22 protein-coding genes, 1 tRNA gene and 1 pseudogene are annotated in these 23056 nt (G+C 57.5%); 6 read left to right on the top strand and 18 right to left on the bottom strand.

Features of this window, described 5'->3' with window-relative positions; genetic code table 11:
* Window positions 1–57: 57 nt before the first annotated feature.
* Window positions 58–351: a DUF1634 domain-containing protein gene (locus tag GXX95_10655; protein ID NLT38597.1), complete on the bottom strand. Its 294-nt coding sequence runs from the start codon at window positions 349–351 to the stop codon at window positions 58–60.
* Window positions 352–402: 51 nt separating this feature from the next.
* The gene (locus GXX95_10650; protein NLT38596.1) at window positions 403–1236 is read right to left on the bottom strand and encodes a sulfite exporter TauE/SafE family protein; all 834 of its coding nucleotides are present in this window, start codon (window positions 1234–1236) and stop codon (window positions 403–405) included.
* A gap of 32 nt (window positions 1237–1268) precedes the next feature.
* On the opposite strand from GXX95_10650, the gene GXX95_10645 reads away from it, so the two are divergent.
* A complete protein-coding gene (locus GXX95_10645; GenBank protein NLT38595.1) occupies window positions 1269–2183 on the top strand; it encodes a hypothetical protein in 915 nt (304 codons plus the stop codon).
* 64 nt (window positions 2184–2247) lie between these two features.
* On the top strand, window positions 2248–5475 hold the full coding sequence (locus GXX95_10640) for a hypothetical protein (GenBank protein NLT38594.1): 3228 nt from the start codon (window positions 2248–2250) through the stop codon (window positions 5473–5475).
* A 56-nt stretch (window positions 5476–5531) separates the two neighbouring features.
* On the opposite strand, the gene GXX95_10635 is transcribed toward GXX95_10640, so the two are convergent.
* The 5 genes and pseudogenes from GXX95_10635 to GXX95_10615 form a co-directional block, all read right to left on the bottom strand.
* Window positions 5532–6110, bottom strand: coding sequence for a 50S ribosomal protein L15e (locus GXX95_10635; protein ID NLT38593.1), 579 nt, complete (start codon window positions 6108–6110; stop codon window positions 5532–5534).
* Window positions 6111–6340: 230 nt separating this feature from the next.
* Entirely contained in the window at window positions 6341–6757 is a 417-nt protein-coding gene (locus GXX95_10630; protein NLT38592.1) for a hypothetical protein, read from the bottom strand.
* A gap of 116 nt (window positions 6758–6873) precedes the next feature.
* Window positions 6874–8853 carry a hypothetical protein gene (locus tag GXX95_10625; GenBank protein NLT38591.1) on the bottom strand — a complete coding sequence of 660 codons (1980 nt, stop codon included), beginning with the start codon at window positions 8851–8853 and terminating at the stop codon, window positions 6874–6876.
* 42 nt (window positions 8854–8895) lie between these two features.
* Window positions 8896–10566: pseudogene (locus GXX95_10620) on the bottom strand (DNA polymerase II).
* Between the two features lie 5 nt (window positions 10567–10571).
* The gene (locus GXX95_10615; protein NLT38590.1) at window positions 10572–11762 is read right to left on the bottom strand and encodes a redox-regulated ATPase YchF; all 1191 of its coding nucleotides are present in this window, start codon (window positions 11760–11762) and stop codon (window positions 10572–10574) included.
* Window positions 11763–12054: 292 nt separating this feature from the next.
* Here GXX95_10615 and GXX95_10610 point away from each other — a divergent pair, with 292 nt between their 5' ends.
* On the top strand, window positions 12055–12531 hold the full coding sequence (locus tag GXX95_10610) for a GNAT family N-acetyltransferase (protein NLT38589.1): 477 nt from the start codon (window positions 12055–12057) through the stop codon (window positions 12529–12531).
* A gap of 53 nt (window positions 12532–12584) precedes the next feature.
* Here the strand turns inward: GXX95_10610 and GXX95_10605 are convergent, their stop codons facing one another.
* The 10 genes from GXX95_10605 to GXX95_10560 all read right to left on the bottom strand — a co-directional run bounded on the left by GXX95_10605 (window position 12585) and on the right by GXX95_10560 (window position 19544).
* Window positions 12585–12896, bottom strand: coding sequence for a hypothetical protein (locus tag GXX95_10605; GenBank protein ID NLT38588.1), 312 nt, complete (start codon window positions 12894–12896; stop codon window positions 12585–12587).
* 714 nt (window positions 12897–13610) lie between these two features.
* The gene (gene rsmA / locus GXX95_10600; GenBank protein NLT38587.1) at window positions 13611–14420 is read right to left on the bottom strand and encodes a ribosomal RNA small subunit methyltransferase A; all 810 of its coding nucleotides are present in this window, start codon (window positions 14418–14420) and stop codon (window positions 13611–13613) included.
* Between the two features lie 130 nt (window positions 14421–14550).
* Window positions 14551–15099 (bottom strand): DUF655 domain-containing protein, encoded by a 549-nt coding sequence (locus tag GXX95_10595; protein NLT38586.1) that lies wholly within the window; start codon window positions 15097–15099, stop codon window positions 14551–14553.
* Between the two features lie 27 nt (window positions 15100–15126).
* Window positions 15127–15447, bottom strand: a complete 321-nt coding sequence (locus GXX95_10590) for an RNA polymerase (protein NLT38585.1) — start codon at window positions 15445–15447, stop codon at window positions 15127–15129.
* Between the two features lie 9 nt (window positions 15448–15456).
* The gene (locus tag GXX95_10585) at window positions 15457–15750 is read right to left on the bottom strand and encodes a 50S ribosomal protein L21e (protein ID NLT38584.1); all 294 of its coding nucleotides are present in this window, start codon (window positions 15748–15750) and stop codon (window positions 15457–15459) included.
* 2 nt (window positions 15751–15752) lie between these two features.
* Window positions 15753–16994 (bottom strand): tRNA pseudouridine(54/55) synthase Pus10, encoded by a 1242-nt coding sequence (locus GXX95_10580; GenBank protein NLT38583.1) that lies wholly within the window; start codon window positions 16992–16994, stop codon window positions 15753–15755.
* A gap of 78 nt (window positions 16995–17072) precedes the next feature.
* A complete protein-coding gene (locus GXX95_10575; protein ID NLT38582.1) occupies window positions 17073–17609 on the bottom strand; it encodes an RNA-processing protein in 537 nt (178 codons plus the stop codon).
* Complete coding sequence (locus GXX95_10570) at window positions 17606–18382, bottom strand: serine protein kinase RIO (protein NLT38581.1); 777 nt, start codon at window positions 18380–18382, stop codon at window positions 17606–17608. The genes GXX95_10575 and GXX95_10570 overlap by 4 nt, the downstream gene beginning before the upstream one ends.
* Before the next feature lie 13 nt (window positions 18383–18395).
* Entirely contained in the window at window positions 18396–18722 is a 327-nt protein-coding gene (eif1A, locus tag GXX95_10565; protein ID NLT38580.1) for a translation initiation factor eIF-1A, read from the bottom strand.
* Window positions 18723–19007: 285 nt separating this feature from the next.
* Window positions 19008–19544 carry a hypothetical protein gene (locus tag GXX95_10560; GenBank protein NLT38579.1) on the bottom strand — a complete coding sequence of 179 codons (537 nt, stop codon included), beginning with the start codon at window positions 19542–19544 and terminating at the stop codon, window positions 19008–19010.
* Window positions 19545–19663: 119 nt separating this feature from the next.
* Here GXX95_10560 and GXX95_10555 point away from each other — a divergent pair, with 119 nt between their 5' ends.
* Both GXX95_10555 and GXX95_10550 read left to right on the top strand, forming a co-directional pair.
* A complete protein-coding gene (locus GXX95_10555; GenBank protein NLT38578.1) occupies window positions 19664–21418 on the top strand; it encodes a hypothetical protein in 1755 nt (584 codons plus the stop codon).
* 117 nt (window positions 21419–21535) lie between these two features.
* A tRNA-Glu gene (locus tag GXX95_10550) sits at window positions 21536–21610 on the top strand.
* 129 nt (window positions 21611–21739) lie between these two features.
* Here GXX95_10550 and GXX95_10545 read toward each other — a convergent pair.
* Window positions 21740–22024 (bottom strand): YdhR family protein, encoded by a 285-nt coding sequence (locus GXX95_10545; protein ID NLT38577.1) that lies wholly within the window; start codon window positions 22022–22024, stop codon window positions 21740–21742.
* A 455-nt stretch (window positions 22025–22479) separates the two neighbouring features.
* Here GXX95_10545 and GXX95_10540 point away from each other — a divergent pair, with 455 nt between their 5' ends.
* Window positions 22480–22812, top strand: a complete 333-nt coding sequence (locus GXX95_10540; GenBank protein NLT38576.1) for a divalent-cation tolerance protein CutA — start codon at window positions 22480–22482, stop codon at window positions 22810–22812.
* Window positions 22813–23056: the final 244 nt, after the last annotated feature.

Genomic DNA, 23056 nt, shown 5'->3' with positions numbered 1-23056 from the left:
AGACATTCTCGGGCTCTTCATGAAGGTTTCCTTCCACACATCAAAAGGAGTAACCACTCATCCCGTGAGGACGGCCAGGAAAAGCATGGCCAGGACGAGCAGGGAGAGGAGGACATAACGGCCCTCGCGGTACACCAGGAAGACGGCGGCGGCGGTGACCACCCTGCTCAGGGGGGTGGCTATCAGGAGCACTATCCCCAGGTCGATTATGGCGATGGGATTGCCCCCCAGGATACCTTCGACTATCTCCCCTAGCGAGAGGTCCATCTCCTCATGGCCGGACGGATCGAGGACGTACATGGTGAGGCCCAGCAGAAGGACCGCTAGGCTGATGATCATCCCATACTTCAACACCGCCCCGATATACCGGTCCAGCCGGGCACGCTCATGCGTGGCCAGGTCTCATCCCCCCACTGTCAGGCCCGATGCCTGCAGGACCATCAGGACCGCTATCGATAGCATTACCACCGCGAAGGCACGGCGTAGGGACGTACCTGCCGTGCGCCGGGAGATTCGCGGCCCCAGGGACGCTCCGGCGAACACCCCTACCGCCACCACCGCCGCCAGGACCGGAGATATGAGACCATTGGCATAAAGCACTGCCGCGCCCGCCAACGCGGTGACACCGATCATGAAGTTGCTGGTGGCCGTCGCTGCCCGCATGGGCACGCCCATCCAGACATTCATGACCGGGACCTTGATGATCCCTCCGCCCACGCCCAGCATCCCCGACATGTTGCCGGCCCCGAAGCTGGCCAGTAGCCCCTTCCCCAGGTTCCTCACCTTGTAGCTAACGCATTCCCCGGTCACTGGGTCCTGGAACGTACAGGAGAGGCTCTCCACGCACTGCTCGGGTTCATCCACGGGCGCCTGAGGGCCCTTGTACATGTAGATCGCAGCGTACACCAGGATGACCGCGAAGGCCGCTGCCAGTATGTGCTGGTCCAGGTACACCGCGAGGAGCGCTCCCACTATAGACCCCAGAGTGGTGGCCGGTTCCAAAACCATGCCCAGGCGCACGTTGACCATGCCCTCGCTGACGTAGCGGGTCGCGGCCCCGGTCGACGCGGCGATGACCCCGATCAGGCTGGCACCGATGACCTCCTTTATGGGAAGACCGAAGACCAGGGTCAGGGCGGGAATGATTATGATGCCCCCGCCCAGGCCGAAGAGGGAACCGACGAGGCCCGCCAGCAGCGATGCTGCCAGGATGCCCAGGGCCATGATCGCGTCCATGCACCAGCGAAGGCCGTCGGTCCCTTATATTCATGGTCCCTAGAAACATCTATAACCGGGGCCTACATCACGCGATTGTGGACGTCATCCTGGTGCGGTACGCGGAGGTAGGGCTGAAGAGCACCGGCGTGCGGCGGTATTTCGAGAGCATCCTGATAGACAACATGCTCACCGCCCTGGCCTCCCATGGTCTGGAGGCATTGGTGACCTCCGAGCAGGGTAGGATATACGTCACCACCGACCGGATCGTGGACGCCCTTCCTATCATCCGAAGGGTGTTCGGCGTGGCCTCGGTATCCCCGGCCCTGGTGGGGGACAGCGCCATGGAGGAGATGCAGCGTCTGGCCGCCGAATACTCCCGGCAGGTGTTGAAGGAGGGCCAATCCTTCGCCGTCAAGGCCCGCAGGGAGGGGAACCACCCCTACAAGAGCATGGACGTGGGGAGGGAGGTCGGTTCTGCCATATTCCTCGCCAACGAGGATAAGGGCGTGAGGGTCGATCTCACCCGGCCTGACGTCACCTTCTACGTGGAGGTAAGGGAGAAGAAGGCGTACCTGTTCAGCGAGTACCTCTCCGGCCCGGGAGGCCTGCCCATGGGCAGCCAAGGAAAGGTAGTGGCCGTGGTAGAGGATGAAAGGGACGCCCTGGCAGCGTGGATGCTGATGAAGCGGGGCTGCCGCGTGATAGTGCACGCTCCCTCCCCGTCCGCGCCCTTTTTCCTGCTCAAGGAATGGGACCCCAAGCTGAAGGTGGTGATAAGCTCCGACCTACCCCGGACGGTGCGGGAGTCCAAGGCCCTGGCGGTGGTCTACGGCTGTACGCTGAAGGAGATGGAGGCCATAAGGGCACTGCCTTCGGAACCCCCCGCCTTCTTCCCCCTCATGGCCATGGAGGAGGATGAGGTCCTCACGCACCTGGAGAAGGTGCGGTCGGGCCCTGGTACTTGAGCCTCCACCACGAATGTTTCTCGATAGGTTGAAATCCGGAGATGTGTTTAGCGCCTGGTCAACCTTGAAGGAACGGCGCTCTCTACGGTCGGTGTCACTGGTGGTGGCCCTGGTAGCAGTGTTATCAACATTAACGATCCCCTTAGGCATGCACCTCTTGGATCAAGGTGAGGACGCTTTTCCTGAGGGGTACCACTTTATCACCCAAAAGGAGGTGGAGAGCCTCAAGGACGTCCTGGGGGTCTACGATCCGAGCGTTGATTATAATGCCGTGATCGGGGGGTACGGGACCGGCTATGCCCCTCCCACGGAGGGGGCCTACGATGCTATGGTAGGAAACCTGGTGGTGAGGGATTTTGCTGCCGGCGGCATCACCGCTGATCCCCGATGGGACCTATCCAGCGACCCATGCTTCCCGGCGGTGGGCGATCAGGGAGCGGTGGGGAGCTGCTCCGCGTGGGCCATGGCCTACTACTGTTACGGATATCTCGAGGCCAAGGACAACGGATGGATCGATGCCAGCGAGGGGAACCCCGAACATCTGATGAGTCCCGCTTGGACCTACAGCAAGGCCAACGGGGGCACGGACCTGGGCTCCTGGATCGGTGACATCGGGCAGGTGCTGTGCACTTGGGGAGGGGCCACATGGAGCGCCATGCCCTATGATGGAGATCGCAGCGTAGCGAACAATTACCTATACTGGGGGTCCGAGGAGGCCTTTCGGGATGCTCCGATGCACCGCGCATCGACCGTCGAGAGCATAGGTTTCGACACCTCCAACTGGAAGGGAACGATCGACCAGATACGCACGGTGGTGAGGTCCGGCACCCCGGTCTGCTTCACCCTTGACGCCAAGGTCCTGGAGGACGAGGGGGCCAACGAGACCGTGGAGGACATGGTGATCACCTCGGAGGAGTACATCTACTCCGAGCTGAACCATGCCCAGACCATCGTGGGCTATGATGATGACATCGAGGTCGAGGGGGAGGTTGGAGCTTTCAAAGTGGTCAACTCCTGGGGCAACTACCTTGACGATGGGTACTACTGGATCACCTATGAGGCCCTCAAGAGGACGGGCGCGGACAACCAGCTCATGTACATGACCGACATCGAGCACTACCAACCTCGACTGCTGGGCGTATGGCATTACTCCTCCTCGCAGCAGCAGAACGGCGGCATAAACATATCTCTTCAAGGAGGTTATAGCTTCGTCGCTCCTTTCTATATCTCCAGCACCAGGAACCTCCCGGACTTCATATGCGCGGACCTGACGGACCTGTGGGGTGAGTTCCAGTCAGGGCTCAACACCTTCGTCCTCACTTCCACCAGCTTCCTCGAGGGCACCTGCTCCTCCTTCCGCACCGAGCTGTACTCGGAGGGCTATGTCCCGGGTAGCCCCAGTCAGGTGAGCGAACCATCCCCGGACGTCCCCGCCTCTCCGATCGAGGGGGTGCGCTCGGTCCTATGGAGCTACTCCATCGTCGGCCTGCCCGCTGCGGCCGATGCTGGGGACCTGTACCTGAGCACAGGCGGCGGCGCCTATTGGGCAGTGACCAACCTGACATCCACCAAGGGCCCGTGGTCCCTCCAGAGCGGGGATGTGGCCCAAGCCTCCACCTCTTGGCTGACCCTGGGGCTCTATGGCTCAGGGAACCTAAGCTTCGATTGGAGGATGGACAGCCAGTACATGTCCGACGTGCTCGTCTTCGAGTCCAACAGCGTGGAGGTGGAGAGGCTGACCGGGGTGACCGATTGGAGGCACGTCGCCTTGGAGATTACGGCTGGGCAGACGGCCCTGCGCTGGTCATTGGAGCGGGGAGGGGACGGGGGCGGTTGCGGTTGGGTGGACAACATAACCTGGTCAGGAACGGGCTCCCAACTGGACAACGTGCCACCGGAGCTAACCATAACTGGCCCGGTGGCAGACAGCTGGATTCCATCTTCCTCGGTGACCGTCACGTGGTCGGCGGTGGACGTTGGCGGTATGTCCCACTTCGAGATAGGGTGGGATGGAGGGCCGCTGCAGAACGTTTCCCTGGAGACATCCGCGAGCACTGACAACCTAGCGGCGGGAGAACATGAGGTTGCCGTTCGGGCATACGACCGCGCCGGGAACATGGTGCAGAGGAACGTGAACTTCAGTGTCGACGTGAGCCGCCCGATCGTAACCCTCTTGCCGCCCCATGGTGCCGTTCTCGGGGAGGAAACGGTCAGCATTGAGGCGCGCATTGTGGAGGTGGGCTCGGGAACGCACAACGACACCATACGTATCGACGGTCGGACGGTCAGGATTTACTCCAATGCGGAGTGGTTCACCTTCTCTACGGCATTGACAGAGGGGATGCACGTGATCAACGTCACCTCCGTGGACGGAGCCGGGAACCGCGCCTACGCTTCCAACGTCATAATCGTGGACAGCACCCCGCCGGAGCTCAGCATCACCGCCCCCGAGGAAGGCTCTGCCCAGCACCAGGGCGATATCTACGTCGCTTGGGAGGTCTCCGACAACGTGAGCGTGATCTCAATGGAAAGGTCCTTCGACGGAGGGCCCTGGGTGAACGTCACGGGTAAGAGCTATGAACTTCTGAACTCGCTGATCGATGGGGAGCACAACCTGACCCTGCGCGCCACTGACCGGTTCGGACATGTCACCACCGTGGTCCGGTATTTCACCATAGACACCACCCTGCCTTACGCTTTCATGCTGGAGAACGAGAACCTGCCCCTAAGCTCCCCCATTTTGGTGAAGTTCTCCAAGGCCATGGACCACAGTTCCCTTAATTGGACCACCACCTTTCCTGCTACTGTCACATGGTCGGGGGATGATCTATTGGTCACTCCCACGGTGAGCTTGCAGGAGGCCACCGAGTACCAGATAAGGCTGAGCGCCAACGATCTCTCCGGCAAAGGTTCCGGCACGATGGTCCTTCCGTTCAGCACCATGGGAATGGGAAGCGTCCACGGGAGGGTGGTGGACCCCTCCGGCAATCCCATCTCAGCTGCTATGGTGACCATCGGCAACGTGAGCGTGACCACGGCCGAGGACGGGACCTTCACCATTGAAGTCATGTCCGGTGTCTACAACTTGACCGTTCATGTGGACGGATCCGAGGATGCGGTGTACCCGGTGGACGTGAAGGCGGGTCAGGACCTCGATGTCGGGGACAAGATCGTCGATCTAAGTTCCAATCAGTTCTCCTGGCTCCCCCCTGCGGTCATCATCGCGGGAGCCATTGCGGCCGTGGGTGTGGTAGCCTACGCCCTGACGCGAAAGAAGGGAAAGACGCTTTGATCGAGGTCAATAATAAAAATATGAAGGGTAAAAGATTGAGAAGAAGGGCCTAGCCCTTACTTTCCGGTGCGGTTGTGAGCCTTTATGGAGGGGCGGACCTTCTCGGCACCCTTACCCTTCCACTTTAGGCCGCGGCCGGCCTTACCAGCGGCGGTCAGGCCACGGAAGACACGCTTCTTCTGCTTGGACGAGCAGATCCAATTGATGGTCTTATCCGCCTTGATGACGGGGTGGTGGGGGTCGACCATTATGATCTCGAACCACTCGTGCTGGCCGTCCATTCCTACCCAGTAGGAGTTGAGGACCTCCATGTTGGGGTACCTCTTGGCGGCACGCTCCTCGGCGATCCTCTGAAGGCTCTTGCCCATAGTGATCTTATTGATACCGCGGCGCTTGGCACGGCGGCCCTTGCGGATCTGGTGGCGCCTTAGGGAGCCCTTGCGGACGCGTCCCCGAACGACGATGATGCCCTGCTTGGCCTTGAAGCCCAGCTTGCGGGCGCGGTCCAACCGGGTGGGGTGGTCCAGCTTGATGAAGTTCTCTTCCCGGCGCCATTCGATGAGCCTCTCCCACTGCAGGTCCTTGACATAGGTGTCAGAGGGGCGGTTCCAGGCCTCGGCGATAAAATGGTACATGTTCTTGCCCTTAACGGTCTTCTTCTCTTCAGCTTCGACCGCGGGCGCTGTCTCCTGATTCGTGGTCATTTGCATCACCATGCCGCGTGAGCGGCGTTTATGGATTCACCCCCTTTAGGGGGGCACATCTCCGACGAGATATGATCTCGTGACTAGGGTCCGACAAAACACCTGTCGTTATTAAACTTATCGGGGACAGCGATTATTGGAGAGGGGACAGGCCCTTATGGTTAATCTGGGGCTACCAAAGCTTCCTCTACGAAGGACAGCTCTCCCTCGAGCTCGCTCAGCAAACCCTCCACGAAGCACTTCACGAAGCCCTCGCGGTGGTTCTCGAGGTAATACCCTCTCTGCTTCAGGGATCTCAGGGCCATAGCCCTTCTCTGGAGCATGTCCAGATCGTACTCGGACTCATCATCCAACATCAGAGGTACGTGCACTTCCAAAGAGAACCTCTTCTCGCCAGCATCTTGATGGATCCCCAGGATAGTGGGTAGACCTGCGAGGAGGAGCTGCATATCGAGCTCATAGACCTTCTGTTTGATCTCTTTCTTCAAGCCCTTAATGTCCATTATCCTGCGCTCTTCGACCTCTTGAAGGAAGCCGTCTGCTCCCCACTCTCCGATGACTTCAAGCTTGCCTATCAATTCGAAACCCGAACGAAAAATTGAGGGCAGGAGTTTAAACGTATCTGCGTGGTTTTCCATCTTGGATATTCAAGTGGGAAAAAGGCCTTTCCGTCGGATGTCTGGCTCTGAGATTATCACATGAAATCCCGTAGATCTAGCTTCTTCTTGGGACGCTTCGCCTCTGGCTCCTTTCTCTTGCGCCCGGGATCGGATCCTCCTGCGAAATTGGTATCAAAAAGGGTAACCTGCTGCGAGCCGGTAAGCAGGTCCTTCTCTCCCCACCCGAAGACCTCCGTCGCCCGCGCCGCGGTCTGCGCTATCCTCTCCGCGTAGTAACGGCAGTCGGGGCGGTGCTCGAACTTCCTTCCGCTCACGTAGGGCTCGACCTCCTGCGGCGTCTTCCGGGAGTCGGTCACGATCCATGACACCTTCATCCCGGGGATGAAATCGTAGCCCAGGGCCATCAGCTTGCGGGCCGCCTGGACGTTGGCCTGGGAGTCGGGGTCCTTGTAGGAGTTGAAGGACTTGCAGGTGCGGGAGATGACCAGGGACTCCACGGGGGCCTTGCAATCCATGGCTAGCTGCACGTTCTCACGGGCTATGCGCACCGCTTCCTCCGTATTTCCGTCCAGTATCTTCTCGAAGACCGTAGTGAGGACAGCACTTTGCAGGTCGAAGGCGTCGGTGCGCCTGGTCTCATACCCGCGGACCAGGAGCTCCTGGTCGGGCCACACCGAACGTCCCACGTAGCGCTTCTTCTTGCCGTGGGAGAACAATGGCTCCAGGACCTTCTGGAACTCCATCTGGGATATCTCCCGGGAGAACCTCTCGGAGATCTCCGTGCCGAACGCCACGGTGCCATCCAGATCGTTGTGGGGGGACTGCACGAAAAGCGAGTCCGTGTTGTGGAGCAGTACCTGACCACAGCTGTCTACAAAGGAATGCGTGCCTTCCACCGAGAGGTCGTACACGTACCCATCGTATTTTTCCTCCACTACACGGCTTCTTAAATTTTTATTATAATTGTTGTGCGTCGTGGTTATGCAGTAAGTGTTCTTGCATTCCCTGAACCTCATTGAGTACTTCTGGTTCAGTTGGTTGAGCAGCAGGCTGATACCGCAGGCCAATTGCAGAGACCTCGTTTCATATTTGAAGAAGGATCCCTTATATTCGTCCGAATAGGGAAGGTTCCTGTTCGTTATCCTGGAACCGTCCCCTTTTATCATTTCATCGAGCAGACCTTTTTTGTATCTGTCTTCAACGTGGAATATGAACTCGGGGAGCTTTTTTCCCTTGCTTTTCTGTCCGCACAGTCCTTTGAAGAACACAGCTGCCATCTGGTTCATCATCTGTAGCTTATGGGTGTGGTCTTCGTACTGGACGGTTACTTTGCCACGGCTATTAGTGTAAGTTAATTTTCTTGTTCCTCGGCTGGATCTGATAATGCTTGCGGTCGTACCTGAGAAGAGCAGGTAGTAGTCCTTCTGTAATTGCTCCAGCCACACTATGTCCGAACTGGATATGCTGGCCCCTTTGCGTGCGGTGGTCTCGATCGTTGAACTACTTCCTTCTGCAATGTATGCTCCAAGGATCCTGCACAACGCCTCAAACTCAGGGGTGCCTATTCCAATGAACCTTCTCAGCTTAACTGGCTCTTTCCTCACGGTCCAGCTGAACCAGACATGGTCATCATCTCTCTTAAGCTCTGACCTCTTTATTGAGCCCTTGTATGTGCTCTCGTACGAGTAGTGCTTGAGAAGCTCATACAGGTCGAGGGTTTCTACTTTCGTGACTGGTGGGATCTTTTCCACCCGTATCATGCTCTTTCCCAGCATGTTCACGGGTTTTGTCTCCACTAGCCTGTCGTCCTGCCAGGTCATGAAGGAATGGTCTTCCGTGGTTACGCTCTCCCCGAACTTCTGGCCGACCCTGAAGATCTTCTTGTCCGTTCTGTGTCTTATGATCTCCTTTATTTCGGACCAAGTGCTCTGCCCCGATGGCAGCATGGAGAGCGCTCTGTACCCTTCGAGCGGTATTACCTCTTTTTCTCCACGAATGATGATATTGTCTTTGTTCTGATCGAACAGCTCCTCGATGTTCTTAACCTGGACCATTCCTTGCGGATCGAGTACGGTCACGAACCTGTCCGCAGTTATGCTATCTCCATAGATGACATTGTGGCCTTCCTCCTCGAGACGGGAGATGAGGGTCTTGACCGTCTCGCGCGCGAAGGCGGTGATGGCGCTCCCGATGTTGCGGTCGGTGAAGCGGTAGAAGGAGGACGCGAAGACGCCGTAGACGGCGTTCATTAGGATCTTAACGGCGTTCTGCAGGCCGTCGTAGTACCTCAGCTCATCAGGGTCGGTGGTGACCTTCATCTTCTTCTTGATGTCATCCCGCTGGGCCATGAGGTCCTTGAGGATCTTGGGCAGCAGGCCCTCCCGCACTTCCTTGGAGAGGAACTTGACCCCCGTCGGTGCCACGATGGTCCCTTCCTCGCTCAAGGTGGTGAAGCAGATGTTCTTGGAAATGATGAGCGACGGGTACATGGACTTGAAGTCCAGGACCACGACCCAGTGGTATAGCCCCGGCTCGATGGTGTGCACGTACCCGCCCTCGATAGCCTCCTCCTCGTCATCGAAGTTGCCCGTGAGAGGGACGCCCACCGGGCCGAACGGTGGAGGGACGCGGTCGGCTTCGCGGATGAGGATGGAGTCGATGAGGGAGGAGTTTCCGGAGGTCTGGACGTCGTCCATGGGAAGCTTGGACACCGCGGCCAGGTCCATGGTCCGGCGCAGGGAGCCCACGTATTCGAGGATGCGCAGAGCCAGCTCGGCATCCTTGAGGCAGTAGCGCATGACCTTGTTGCGGTCGCGCTCCCACTCTTCGTCCATCTTCGACGGCTCCACGTCCAGCTTCTCTTCGCCCAGGGTGAGCTTGGCCACATGGTTGAGCGTCTCTTGCTTAGGACGTAGCTGCATCTTGGCCGCCCACCACGCGTCCACCACAAGTCGCCCTGTGATCCTCCAGCCCCGCAGCCCCACCTTCCTTGGCTCCGACAGGTCCCTGCCCCAGGCGAGCTTCCCGGCCTTGGCCACCTTGGCCCGCTCCATCACCGTGGGGATGTCGTAGTTATCGATGTTGTAGCCCGTTATGACGTCGGGGTCCTCCTCCTGGATGATCCTGGTGAACTCATCGATGATGTTCTTCTCGTCACCGCTGATGGGAGGTCCCCCGCGCAGCTCCCCTCCCTCCCGGATCACATAACATATGGTTAGTATGGTGCCGTCTTTGATGGCGTTCTCCACGTCAAAGGACAGGACCTTGAGGTCGGGGTTGAACGGAGGCAGGTTCTCGAAATGGGGGGCGTTCGTCCCCTCCACCTTTTCCATGTCCACGATGAGGTCGGTTCGCTGCTCACCCACCCCCTCCTTGCCGTACACCCGGATGCAGGCGTTTATGTCGAAGTCATAGAGGAAGCGGTGGTGGAAGGGGATGTCCGCCGCCAGGACATCGAAGTCCCGGCGCAGGCGGGAGCGGAAGTCAGGGACCAGCCAGGGGAAGCGCACGTAGACCTTGGCGGACGGGCGGAGCTTGCCCTTGTAGAATATGGACAGCTCCTCGATCCTGCGCACATCAATGTCCTTGCGCAACTGCTCCAGGACCGCGGGCGTAGGCTCCACCACGTCGAAGTAGGGCTCGAAGCCGGTGTAGCGAACGGTTATGGAGCGCCCATCATCGCAGGTGCCGTACATCTCGATCGACAACTGATCGTTCTCCACCCGGCGGTAGGTGGCAGCGAGGAGGCGGACGTCCCATCGTCCCATGGATATCACTTCCTGGAGATGATGGTGATCACATCGTTGTTCTGTAACAGGTAGTCGTTGCCCACGGTGCGGTGCGTCCTGACGTTGATGGCACGTATGAAGTTGTCCCCCAGATCGGTGTGCACCTTGTATGCCAGGCCCTTGGCGGTGGTGCCTTTGGGCACGAGGAACGCGTCCGGAAGAACCCTCCCGTCGTGATCGGTCAGCCTGCTCTCGTCCTCCACCGGATAGACGACGATGAGGTCTAAGAGTTCGTACGCGGCCTTCTCCAGGCACTGCTGCACACCGGTGCCCTGCAGCCTCTCCACCCCTTCCCTTATCTTCTCTAGGGCCTTGGTCTGCGGTGCGTTGAGCTTCGAGGGGTCCGCGAGATCGAAATGGTCTCCCCCCGGCACGTAGTTGACTAGCTTAGCCTTGGCCGCCCTCTTGAGGGCCAGCTCGGCCTCGGCCATCGTGGGGACGCACAACCCACCCGCAGCCTGGGCGAGACGCTGCAGAGTGGCATCGTCAGCGAGATCGGCCTTGTTAAGGGCGATGATCATAGGCTTGGCATACTTGCGAATGGCATCGGTGAGGCGGTACATCTCCTCCGGCCCCCAGTTCATGGGGTTTTCCGGTAGCTTCGACTCCCGCATCGCTGCCGCCACCTGGGCCTCGGTCACCCCCAGGCCGGTGAGGCGGTCATGCACGATGGGCTCGATGGGCTTGCCCTCCATGTGGGCCTGCCGAGCCGCCTTCTCCCAGCCCTTCTCCAGGATGCCCCTCATCCACAGCGCTATCTCCCTCTCCAAGAAATGGATGTCTTCCACCGGGTCATGGGAGCCCAGGGGCACACTGTTCCCTTCGATGTCGGTGGAGCCGGAGGCATCTATCACATGCACCAGGGCATGCGCCTGCCTCAGGTCGTCCAGGAACTGGTTCCCCAGACCCCGCCCCTTCCACGCGTCCGGAACCAGGCCGGCGACGTCGAGCAGCTCCACAGGTATCATTCTCGTGCCGTTGTCGCACCCCGCGTTGCGGGGAACGCACTGGGTGTTAAAATCGAGATGGGGGCACCTCCCCCGGACGAAGGCCACGCCCTTGTTGGCCTTTATGGTGGTGAACGGGTAACTGGCGATCTCCGCGCTGGCCAAGGTCGCTCCACAGAAGAAGGTGGACTTGCCAACGTTGGGCTTTCCGACGATACCGATCTGCATCTCTCTACCATCCAAATGATATGCCCCCGGGCTAGAAAAACACATTGGTCGAGCGCGGTCTGCTGGTCTGCCAGCAATGCTCTTCGATGGAGATCAGAAACTTAAGGGCGTCCGTGCGAGGAGAGCAGCTCACGGCCGAAGCCCATCTCCGCCCGCTTGGCCACGTGCCAAACCATCGATGGATCCCGGACGGAAAGGTTCTTTCACTTGGAGCCAATCCCGAGATGACCTGAGACCGGCAAACCCTCAGGGCGGGAATGTAGGGGCTGAGAACATCTCCCAGGGCGAGCATATGGTCGTGAGGTGCATCGAGAAGAGCAGGGAGAGCGTCGCTTCCATACTGGAGGTCGAGAGGGATTCCTTCTTGGAGACGCTGCAGAACCGATGGTCGGTCCCCTACCACATACGGCACGGAAGGGTCTTCGGGCTCTTCGTGGACGAGGTCCTGAAGGGCTTCACCATATTCATCCGGTCATGGGACGATCCTGGTACCGCGTACCTGGTGCAGATTGCCGTTCAGAAGGACTACCAAGGAAACGGAGGCGGGACATATCTTCTGCAGGAGTCGCTCAAGACGCTGATCGAGGAAGGCATAACCTCGGTCACCCTGACCGTCGACCCCCGCAACACCCGGGCCCTGCACATATACATGGAGAAGATGGGGTTTCGCATCGCTGAGTACCGTCAGGACGAGTACGGTGAGGGCACAGACAGGTACTACCTCAGGCTGGACTTGGGGGGTTGGTGCGGCCCAGAGACCTTACTCTAAGGACTGCGAGGTGCGTTTCCAGGCATTGGGCTCAGAGGTGGAACCACCTAGCTCTACGGTCCTGCCGTTCTACGGATATCCTGGAGGAAGGAGGCATACTCACTGCCGGAACCGCAGTCATGGGCATTCCGGAGAGGGATCTTCATTCCATTGGGACGGTAGGTATGGAGCACGCCGTTCTCGCTCCTCAGCTCAGGCATGAGGTCGCCGCTCAGCCCCGCCGCGAGTGCGGCCTCATAGGCTACGCGGAACATGCTAAGGCAAGGATCGAAGCATCGTCCGTCCCAGTGACCCCTGGAAGATACGAGGTCATCCACGAGTGCCGATTGCATGGTACGCGCCCTTTGATCTGAGATGACGGTCATGTCTAGATCCGACTCCTTGTTGTGGCCTAGACCATCAGGGGCAGCATCAATATTGGGTCCTTATTCCAAGTACAGTAAGGAGAAACGAGGCCCGCATGCTATACGTGTTCCTGCTGACAACATCGTAGACGTCTTTTGCGGTCCTTGCATACTTGATCGAATTTATGGACGGGACAATGTCGATGGATCGAAGATTCGTCTGCAAACTCCACTGTAAGTATCAGGGGGAAGACCTTGAAACTGGCGGGATCAAGACCATCATCCAACACGCAAAAAAAAGGGAAGGGATTTCGGGGGTCGTTGGTCCTAATCATCAAACACTATTGAAATGGAGGCACCGGTCTGTGTTCGCCGAGAACCTCCTGCCCATCAGGTGGGAGAATAGCAGATCACTTTCGAAGTCAGCCACCCAATCGCTGTCCTTGGGATGGTCGGGATCGTAGAACCTCTCCTCAAACGACCTGGGCTCGCACAGTCTATGATCGGATGCTGCCTCTCTCTGCCTTCCCTTCAGGCCTGACCTGGTAACGCTGTCCTCGACCTTTTTCCTTACATTATCGATCAGAACACCACCTCTCCTCTGTGACCATCACAGGATCCGGAACCCATAGCTTTGACCTAAGGAGACCATTTTCGAGTATGGACTGTATTAATGGATAGTGACCTACCTTGCTCAAATGGGCCAGAAGGGATCAGGATCGCCCTGCAGCTAGCTCACCGATCGTGCTTGAGCTCGCTCACCGCATCGCTGAGCTCGCCGATCTGTTCGGGCGCCAGCGCCTCGATCCTCAGGTCCGCGTAGGGGACACGGGAACGCTGCTCTGCGGTCATCAGTCCTTTCATCCTCAGCACCGTGCCGATCTTCTTGCGCCGCTGCTGGAACAGGACCTCCACCAGGCGGAAGAACAGCCTCTCGTCCTTCACGGGAAAGGGCGCGGGTCGGGGGACAAGCTCCACGAGGGCGGAATCGACCTTGGGGGGCGGCCAGAAGCGGGAGCGCGGCACTTTCTCCAAGACCCTGCACTCTGCCCGATAGTACACGTTGACGGTCAGGCGGGAGTAGTCATCGGTGTCCGGCTTCGCCACCATTCGGTCGGCGAACTCCTTTTGCAGCATAACCACTGCTTTTTGGAATTTATGCTCTAGGACCTTGAAGATGATAGGTGAGGAGATGGAATAAGGAAGGTTGGAGACCATCCTGTCGAACGGGGGGAACGGCACTGTAAGCGCGTCGCCCTCTATAAGCTCGACATTACCGGGAAGCGTAGAACGAAGGTGGTCGGCGAGCCTGCGGTCCATCTCGATGGCGACGACCTTGCCAGCTCTCTCCGCCAGCCGATGCGTCAGGACACCGAGGCCGGGGCCGACCTCCAGCACCGTGTCCTCATCTCCGATCTCGGCGAAGTCTATCTGACGCTCCGCGACCCTTTCATCGATGAGAAAGTTCTGCCCCATCCCCTTGGTCGGGCTCACTCCCAGGCCGGCCAGTTGGTCGATGATGTCACCCGTCCGTATCTGGTTCATGACCATAGCTCCCGAAGCATCCCATCAGCTCCCCGGTCGAAAAGCATCATGTGCGCCACGTATCATCTAGTTAATCCAAACGCAACGATGAGCGATCCATCCCCGGTGATGGTCTGAGGGATATGGACCGTCACCGGGATACGAAGATACGATACTTCTGGGAAGGATCGGACAGTTCGTCCTCGATCCGCTTGGCCAGGAGCTTTTCGGGATGCTTCAGGGCAGGGACCCTCTTTACCAGGTCTTCGTAATCGGTGAACGCCCCTTTCTTGCGCTCCTCTATAACGGCCCACATGGTCTTCTTTCCCAGTCCCGGGATAAGCTCCAGCATGTGGAACCGGGTGGTTATGGCCTGGGCCTCGTTGAAGAACTTTATGAAACGCTCCTGTTGCTGCTTGACTATGTCCTGCAGGACGAAGGGGAGCTCAGCCTGGGCAGCTGCGGTCAGCTCCTCGTAGCCGACCCTCCTCTTGACATGCACGATTATGTCGCGTAGGGAAGGATCCTTGCCGATATAGACCCGGTCACCAATAACGACGACCGCCTCAACCTTGGGAACGAGCTCGAAAAGTTTGAACTCGACCTCTCCGATGGCATAGGCTAGGGGCTCCCTCCTGAAACTCTTGTCAGTAGGTATTCCCTGAGGTAAATAATCCAATATGAGCGCGTAATCCTCCATTTTAATCTCCGCCTCAGCGTTGAGAGCTCAAAGATACTTCTGTACCGTAGATAGTATCTGCTCTATATTCTTCTTCTCTAGCACCATTCTCTCTTTGGTGAACAGGACGCGGACATCCTCGCTGTGCGTGGGTAGGAGATCGGCGATCTTGGTGCATAGTGCTTCGGAAATGAAACCCAGCTGGGAAAGCTCCGCTCTCAGGGCCTCGGCCTTTTCCAGGGTGAGCTTGGCGACCTTCTGAGAATGTTCGAAGGAAAGCTTCTGGTCCGGATTCAGCTCCCTGATCTGGCTGGCGTTCTCCAGAAGCTGCTTGACCTCTGCCAAGGTCACGTAGCGTTCCTCGGACATGGGCCTGCCTCAGTTGCTCTTCCTCAGGTGCTCAGGCCTGGAGACCACGGTCTTCAGCTTGTCACCATCGTATACATCGACGACAAAAGCGCGACCCTGCTTTCCAGTAACGACTCCGGTCTTCCCCTGGAAGCGCATATGAGGCATTCCATAGTGAACGCCGGGGTCAATGACCACGGAGACCTTCTCACCGACCGCGAACTCGCGGAACTCGTGGGTGATGGGGGTCATCCCCTTGGTGCGGGGGGTCTTGCTAAGTATGTTGCGCGTCTTGCGCTTGAGGCCTCTGGAAGCTTGTACCATTTTCATCCCTCGTTAGTGGTATCGATCACCTGTAATACGTCGAGCGCGGTGACCTCGCACGGCACCCCTAGCGCCGCCGAGATGCTGGGAACGGTACGACCGTTGTCCCCGCTCACGAACTCCTTGACGTACGTCCCGGACTCCGTTCTCAGCTGGAGGACGAGATGGTCCTCGGCGAACTCCGATAGTTGGAGGTCGTGGATCTCCCGTTCTCTGGCAAGGTCCGCCCGACGGTGGGCGACCCTCGTTGGCGTCTGCTGAGTGATACGCGCTTGACTTAACGATTGGACTACCTCATCGACTTGGTCCTTATTAACTTTGCCATGCACCTTGATCTCCGCGAGGTACATCTTATCGGGAGTTGCCGCCTTTATCTGGCGCACCTCCTCGCGGGTGGATCGGCGCAGCCCGGAGAAGTCCGCCTCCCCCGCTCCGTTCTCGTTTGCTAAAAGGGTCAATGCCTCTAGGTCCAAGTGCCTTCTTTTAGGCTCTGAGATCTCCAGGACGAACGGCCTCCCGGTCCCCAGCATACGGGCGTCGATGTCCTCCCGGCCCATCCCGTGGAAGAAGTGGTCCGCCCCCTCCGCCTCCTTCAGCACAACGTTCCCGATTATTTCCTGGACGCTGTTCTGGTACATCTTCCCGGTGTTTCCACAGCGCTTGCAGCCCTTGCCCTGGCATACTCGACAGGGCCATCGGGTCTGCGGGATCTCCCTGGAGTGCTTGCGGTAGCGGCCGTATATGAATATCGGGGCTATGTCCAGATCGACATGCCCGAAGCGGGTGTCGATGACCGCAACCACATCAGGCGAGCGGAAATCGACCTCCTTGCCGGTGCTCCTCTCCACGATCTTGCCTATCTCCCTATTCAGCTCGGCCTTTATGGGCTCCGCCTTCTCGCCCCCGACCTCGGACCACAGGCGCTCTTCACGGTCCTGCACCGCCGGATCGACCCTTGTCCCAATGAGAAAAGTATCGTACTCGATCGTTCCCAGCTTCTCGCTGGCCTCCTGAGCGAACCGCTCCAGGTCCTGGAACACGTCCTCGCAAATCCAGCAAAGAGCGGTCTCGGGCATGGCCTCGTTCCTGGCGGCACGCTCCTGGGCCACGGCCTCTCGCACGCTCCGCCCCCTCTCGAGGTCGGTGGTGCCCGTGTCCACGTGCGCGGACAGGCGCCCCAGACAGTGGTCGCAGAGGTACTGGAACTTCAAGGCCTTGTCGGCCCGGTCTATGATGTCGTTCATGGGATCACGCAGCGATACGGTTCCTGGTCCCGTCCTCGCCAACGGCCCAACGGAGATAGGGTATTTCTCCCTTCTCCCTCAGATGAACCCCATCTCCGCGACGCGCAGGGTCGCTCTTGACCTTTCCAGGTAGCGGTACACCGTGGCGTGCTCGCTTCCCCGCAGGATCATCTCCACCGCGGTCTTGGCGATCGGCAGCTGTATGGAATTACCGACGAGGGACACGGTGCTTCCGTAGATGGACATGTTGGCGCCCGTAAGGTCCTCGATGATGCGTCGGGTCTTGCCGTTGGAGCCGATCAACCGGGCGCGAACGCGTGCCAGCTGGTCCCCCTTCTTGCCGACGAAGTCACCCAGCTCGATTACTTCCAGGTATTCGTCCTCGTCCAGCAGGCGGAACGCGCGGTGAGGGGAGAACCCTCTCCCAATGGCCTTCACTAGGTCCATGACCTTCAGCGCCGCCAGGGGGTCCTCGGGGTTGTCCTCGATGTCGACCTCTCCCTCGGTATCTATCCTCATCTTGACCCCGGTCCGCTTTTCGATGAACTCCTTGGTCTCTCCATCGGTGCCTATGAGGGCACCGACCCGCTCCTTCGGTATGCGTACCAGTCTCATTTGGATACCTCTGTAATGGTCCGGAGGGCCTCGTCCCTGCTCAATATATTGACCTCAAGCCCCCTAAAATACCTGTTCACGTTCTCGATGTCCCGGAGGAGGAAATCTTTGGCGTTCACGTGTTCGGTGAGCACAGCCTGCCCCACGTCTATTATCACTGGTTTCTTCCTGTAATAGAGGATGTTGTACTCGCTCAGATCGGCATGCACCAGCTTCGCCTCCTGGTAGGCGAGGCGCATGTACTCGATGAGCGTGGAATAAACCTCCTCGGGATCGTCCAGCGTGACCTGCCTGAGCAGGGGTGCCGGACCTGCCTTGTTGCCGATGTATTGCATCACCAGCATGTTGCGGTAGTATCGGATGGGCGTTGGGACCTTGACCCCGGCGTCCTTCAGCCGCTGGAGGTTCCGAAACTCCTTGCTCGCCCATGCGTAGACGATCTTCCGCCGTGAACCGCTGAGGCCCTTGAACCGCTTGTCTCCCTCAATGTACTTGGCGATTCGGTTGAAGGTGGCATTGGACGTTCGGTAGACCTTGAGGGCGAAGAGCTTGCCATCGGCGTCCGCGGCCGCGAAGACATTGCCCTCCTTTCCGGTGGACACGGGGTACTGGATGGTATCGATGTAACCATCGGTCATCAGCTTATAGATCCCCAAGATGGTGTCGCGGTCGAACACCTCGTCCAGGGTCTTACGCTCATCACCGGTGCGGCTGTTCTCCCGCAGGGCCATGATCTTGTGCTCGAGCGCCTCATAGGCATCCTTCTGGACCATGGCCGATACCGCCTTAGAATACGTCCAGGTTCTTGGGGATGGCCTTGCGGCGATGCAGGTAGCTGGCCTGCGTCTTGGTGTAGCGGTACATGATGTCCGCCTTATCCCCCTGGAACTCCCAGGGCTTGACGATGAGGAGGTCACCCTCACGGATCCACATGCGCTTGCGTATCTTCCCAGGTATGCGTCCCATGCGTGCAGTGCCGTCCTCGCACATCACCTTGATGCGGGAGGCGCCTAACAACTGGTCGGCGACGCCGAACATCTCTCCCTCCTTGCGGTTAGGGAACGGACATCGCGTTATCTCCTCGTTCGTCTCTTCGGAATCAAATTGGGTCAAATGAGGCCTCCGGTGAATATGTGATTTGAAATCGCTTTATATGTCGCGACCTGCTTTGACATATTCGCCCCCCTTATATAGACATTGTCGCCACAGAACCTCCTGTACAAAGGTGGGACGGATGACGACGATCTTTTTTCTTTTTTCTCGTGAGGAAGAAAAGCACTTTCGACTACCCCCCAGAAAGCTGCAAGGAGAGAGATTATTTGATATATCCTTGACGGACCAACACGACTCGTCAGCACTACTACTAAACCTAAGCAGCACAGCCTATAGCCAGGGCGCTCACTTCCTGACCACGCGGTCGAAGAATATGTTCTTCCCGGTCGCCGAGAGGGGTATGCCATGACAGACGTTCGCCTTTGTCAGACCTAGCCTGCGTGCGGACACCCCGATGCGGTACATGATCCTGTTGTCCACGTTGAGCTCGGAGGCCACCTTGGCCGCCGATCCCAGAGCGATGCCCAGGTCCAGAAGGCGCAGGGCGCAATTGGGTCCGTTAAAATCATTATCGACGGTGCGCTCGTTGAACTCCTTGCAGCCCGGGAACCCGCAGGCCCCGCAGTCCAGGCCCGCCCCGGGATGGGGCATGAGGCTGATCAGGACCACCGCGGAACTGTCCAGGACGTTCTGGCCGTCCCGTGTCCAGTTGGGCGAGGAACGTTCTTGGGCTAGTGCGATCATGTCATCGCCCAGGGCTATCCTTTCATCATCATCCAGGACTCGCGCCTCGATAAAGTCCTGACCCGCAGCCTTGGGGGCGGTGCGGGCTGCCAACTCCATCAATCCTCCGACCATTCTCACGGTTTCCGTTAGGGCCATGGAACCCAGATATCCTTATCACGATATATGGCTCCGGTCCATCGTCCTGGATGATATAATAACAATTTATAATAATCACCAAGATATGATTAAATCCTAATTCATATGGTTCCAGCGCAATGGAGGACGTAGCGTTCCTAATAGTCATTGCGGTGCTCCTGACCGTCATTTCGACCGGTCTGGCAGTGATGGCGTGGAGACGAAGCCGACGTGACTTCCGAAGGCCCTTCGCCCTTCTTATGATGGCCGAGACCATAATCGTCTGGGCCTACCTCCTGGACGCCTCCTCTCCGGATCTCTCCACCAAGCTGTGGTGGAACAACATAGAGTACATTGGATATCTGGCCTCCTTGCCGTTGTTCTTCGTTTTCACTTTCCAATTCTCCACGAAGTTGAAGTTGGATCGTAGGCTGCTGGTTGCAATAAGCGTTCCCGCGGTGATCTTCTACCTAGCGTTGATCACCAATCCCTACCATCACCTGTTCTACGTCAGCACCCAGATCTCCGATGACTTCTACCGCTCCTTCGATGCTGTTTACGGCCCCTTCTTCCTTGCCTATGTGGTCTATGCCGTAACTCTCCTGACATCGGGAATGATAGCTCTGATCTGGCACTACATTCATGTCTCCCGAGCCCATCGCTACCGGGTGGGGATCACCTGCATGGCCTGCGGGTTGCAGGTCATCATCGTGGTGCTGAACTACCAGGACGTCTACGTTCTTCCTGGTTGCCTCCTCGTCTCCCTAGGCTTCCTTGTCAGTAATGTCCTGCTGTTCATCGGGGCTTTTGGTTTCGAGCTGTTCTCCATGATCCCCTATGCGTTGGACAAAGCAGTGAGCACGATGAAGGGCATGATCATGATCCTTGACGATAAGAACGTCATCATGTTCCACAACCCATCCGTGGAGACCCTGGTGGAGGACGGGCGTCCCGTCGATGATGAAAGATTAGATGCGGTGTTCCCACGGTTCCCGATGGAGCGGCTGAACAGCGCCTCCGAGCCTGTCCTCAACGAGGGCGGGGTGCACGAGCTGCTACCGGACCGTTTCTTCGTCATCAGGATATTCTCCGTCAGGGATCATGACGGTATCGTGGTGGGCCGAAACATCACCTTGAGAGAGGTCACCCCGCAGGTGCGGGCGGAGGAGGAGGCTCGGAATGCGAATGATATGCTCGAACTCATGAACAGCATAACGCGTCATGATGTCCTCAACCAGCTGACCATCCTCGAGGGCCATGCTTCCCTGGCGGACCTGAAGGTCGATGCTCCGGATGTAAAGAGGCACCTCGCTTCCATCTCTCAGGCCGCCCAGGTGATCAAGGGACAGCTTACGTTCGCCAAGGACTATCAGGAGATGGGTCAGCGCGCTCCCGAGTGGCAGGACTTGGGCAAGGTGTTACAAAGGATCGAGGGGACCGTCAACCTCAAAGGGGCCCGTATGGTCCAGGACGTCAACGGTCTTGAGATGTTGGCCGATGCTCTGCTGGAGAAGGTGCTCTACAATCTCGTGGACAACTCCATGGCACACGGCGGGACGGTGTCACGGATCACCATCACCTCGAAGGAAAGAGAGGGAGGTCTGGACGTCATATATTGTGATGACGGGGAGGGCATACCCGAGGCCTTCAGGCAGAACCTTTTCACCAAAGGCTGTGGAAGAAGGACTGGCCTGGGGCTGTACCTCTCCAAGGCGATCCTAAAACATAGCGGCATGACCATCGCCGAGATGGGTGAACCGGGCAAGGGGGTCACCTTCATCATCGGGGTGCCGACCGGTAAATATCGTCTCACAACGAGGATAAATGGACCTGTCAAGGTCCCGTCCAGTGCGAACTTGAATACGGCGACCGCTCCTTCTGGTGCGAGGCCATAATTTGAGCGAGAGGAAGAGACCGGTCTAGCTCTTCTGCCATAGGGTCTTCCCAAATCGGACAAGCTCGTCCTTTCCCAACAAGGATTAAGTATAACTTCTCTTATCGAACTGCCACTCGCTCCCGTAGTGTAGTCCGGTCAATCATTCGGGCCTTTCGAGTCCGACACCCGGGTTCAAATCCCGGCGGGAGCACTCAACCTTTATCCAATCTACTGTTCTTCAAGGTGAATCTGGCGTTATTTGGCAAAATATGATCTGGACGGCTAAACACCTTTCTTTTGATCCAATTGAGCCTTTCGCATCGCCAGTTGAATGTTGGCCTCAATGAAGGACCAGGTCCACATGAAGGAGTCGAACGGTCGGCGGCTCATGGGATTTTTGTGTACTGCCGATGCTCTTCGCCAGATCCGAGCTCATGAACGCCTCAGCACTCCCAATGGAATCGAAGATATGGATGCCACCAAAATGACCGGTCGCTTCGTCATGGATGTAATACTTCTGCACTAGGCCAGGCACGGCACGATAAAGGTCCGCTCTTGCCTCGAAGTTACTTATGACCTTATCCTTGGGCAGGTCGCTTTTAAACAGGATGAGAACCACTTCCATGGAATAACCTTCAATGACAATGAAATTGAGAGATAATAAGCCTTTAATGCATATTTTTCATCCTCACCGACATATCATAGATCATATCACTTTTTCGTGATCCTAACGCCTGACGGTATGACGGGAGTTGGCGAATATCCTGGACATCTTACTCCCTTGGCATGAATAAGATAGAATGGAGAACATAATTGTCATTCAGTGGAACGTCCTCCCCGACCAAGAGGCAGGATCGGGGGAATTGATCATGACTCTCTCGAGCGGAAAAAAAAGAGGTTTCTGGAAGCCTCGTTATAAGAGTTTTCACGGCTTTGATATGAGGATCAGGTTGTTGTCTGGATAGGAGATGGAGCACTTCTTGACGGAATCCCCTTTTTCGATATCCAGTGGACTTCTTTCATTAAAGGAGACAGGCTTCTTATCGCAATTACTGCCTTTTTAGATACATGAAAAATGAGGTGTCCTCAGTTTTCGTAACTTATCCCGACGAGCGAACCGCTCGTGCCATTTCCAGGTCGTTGATAGAGCTACGCCTCGCGGCCTGCTCCAACATCTTCGCCGTAAGCTCCATCTACCGGTGGAAGGGAGAGATCGAGGAGGCCACGGAGTTCGCCTCTATCCTGAAGATCCGTTCCCAGGACTTCTATAATGTGGTAAAGACGATCAAGCAGCTGCATCCCTACGATGTTCCCTGTATAGTCCGATACGATGTCGCTGAGGGTTCGGTGGACTATCTCAGTTGGGTAATCGGATCGACAGGATCTTCCCCGACTGCTGAGCATCCCAGATAAACCCGTATGCTGGGAGTAGGTGATTTAGAGATATCATAGACGTAGGCCTTTTGCTCAGCTCAGCTGATGCTTCCCTGCCTCACTCGACCTTTTCAACGCAGGTCTCCAGTTTGTATCGATCACCACGATCGACACTGACATGGATCATCACGCCTGAGGGGCCTTATTTCGTTATGACAATATTTCGCTGTTTGATTTATAGAAGTGAAAGTATAAAAACATATTAAATAATTTTATTGAGCCA

It is taken from the genome of Methanomassiliicoccus sp. (assembly GCA_012719175.1).
In the GTDB taxonomy this organism is placed as follows: Archaea; Thermoplasmatota; Thermoplasmata; order Methanomassiliicoccales; family Methanomassiliicoccaceae; genus UBA6.
The sequence above is the reverse complement of the archived record's forward strand: the minus strand, read 5'-3'. Positions and strand labels throughout refer to the sequence as shown.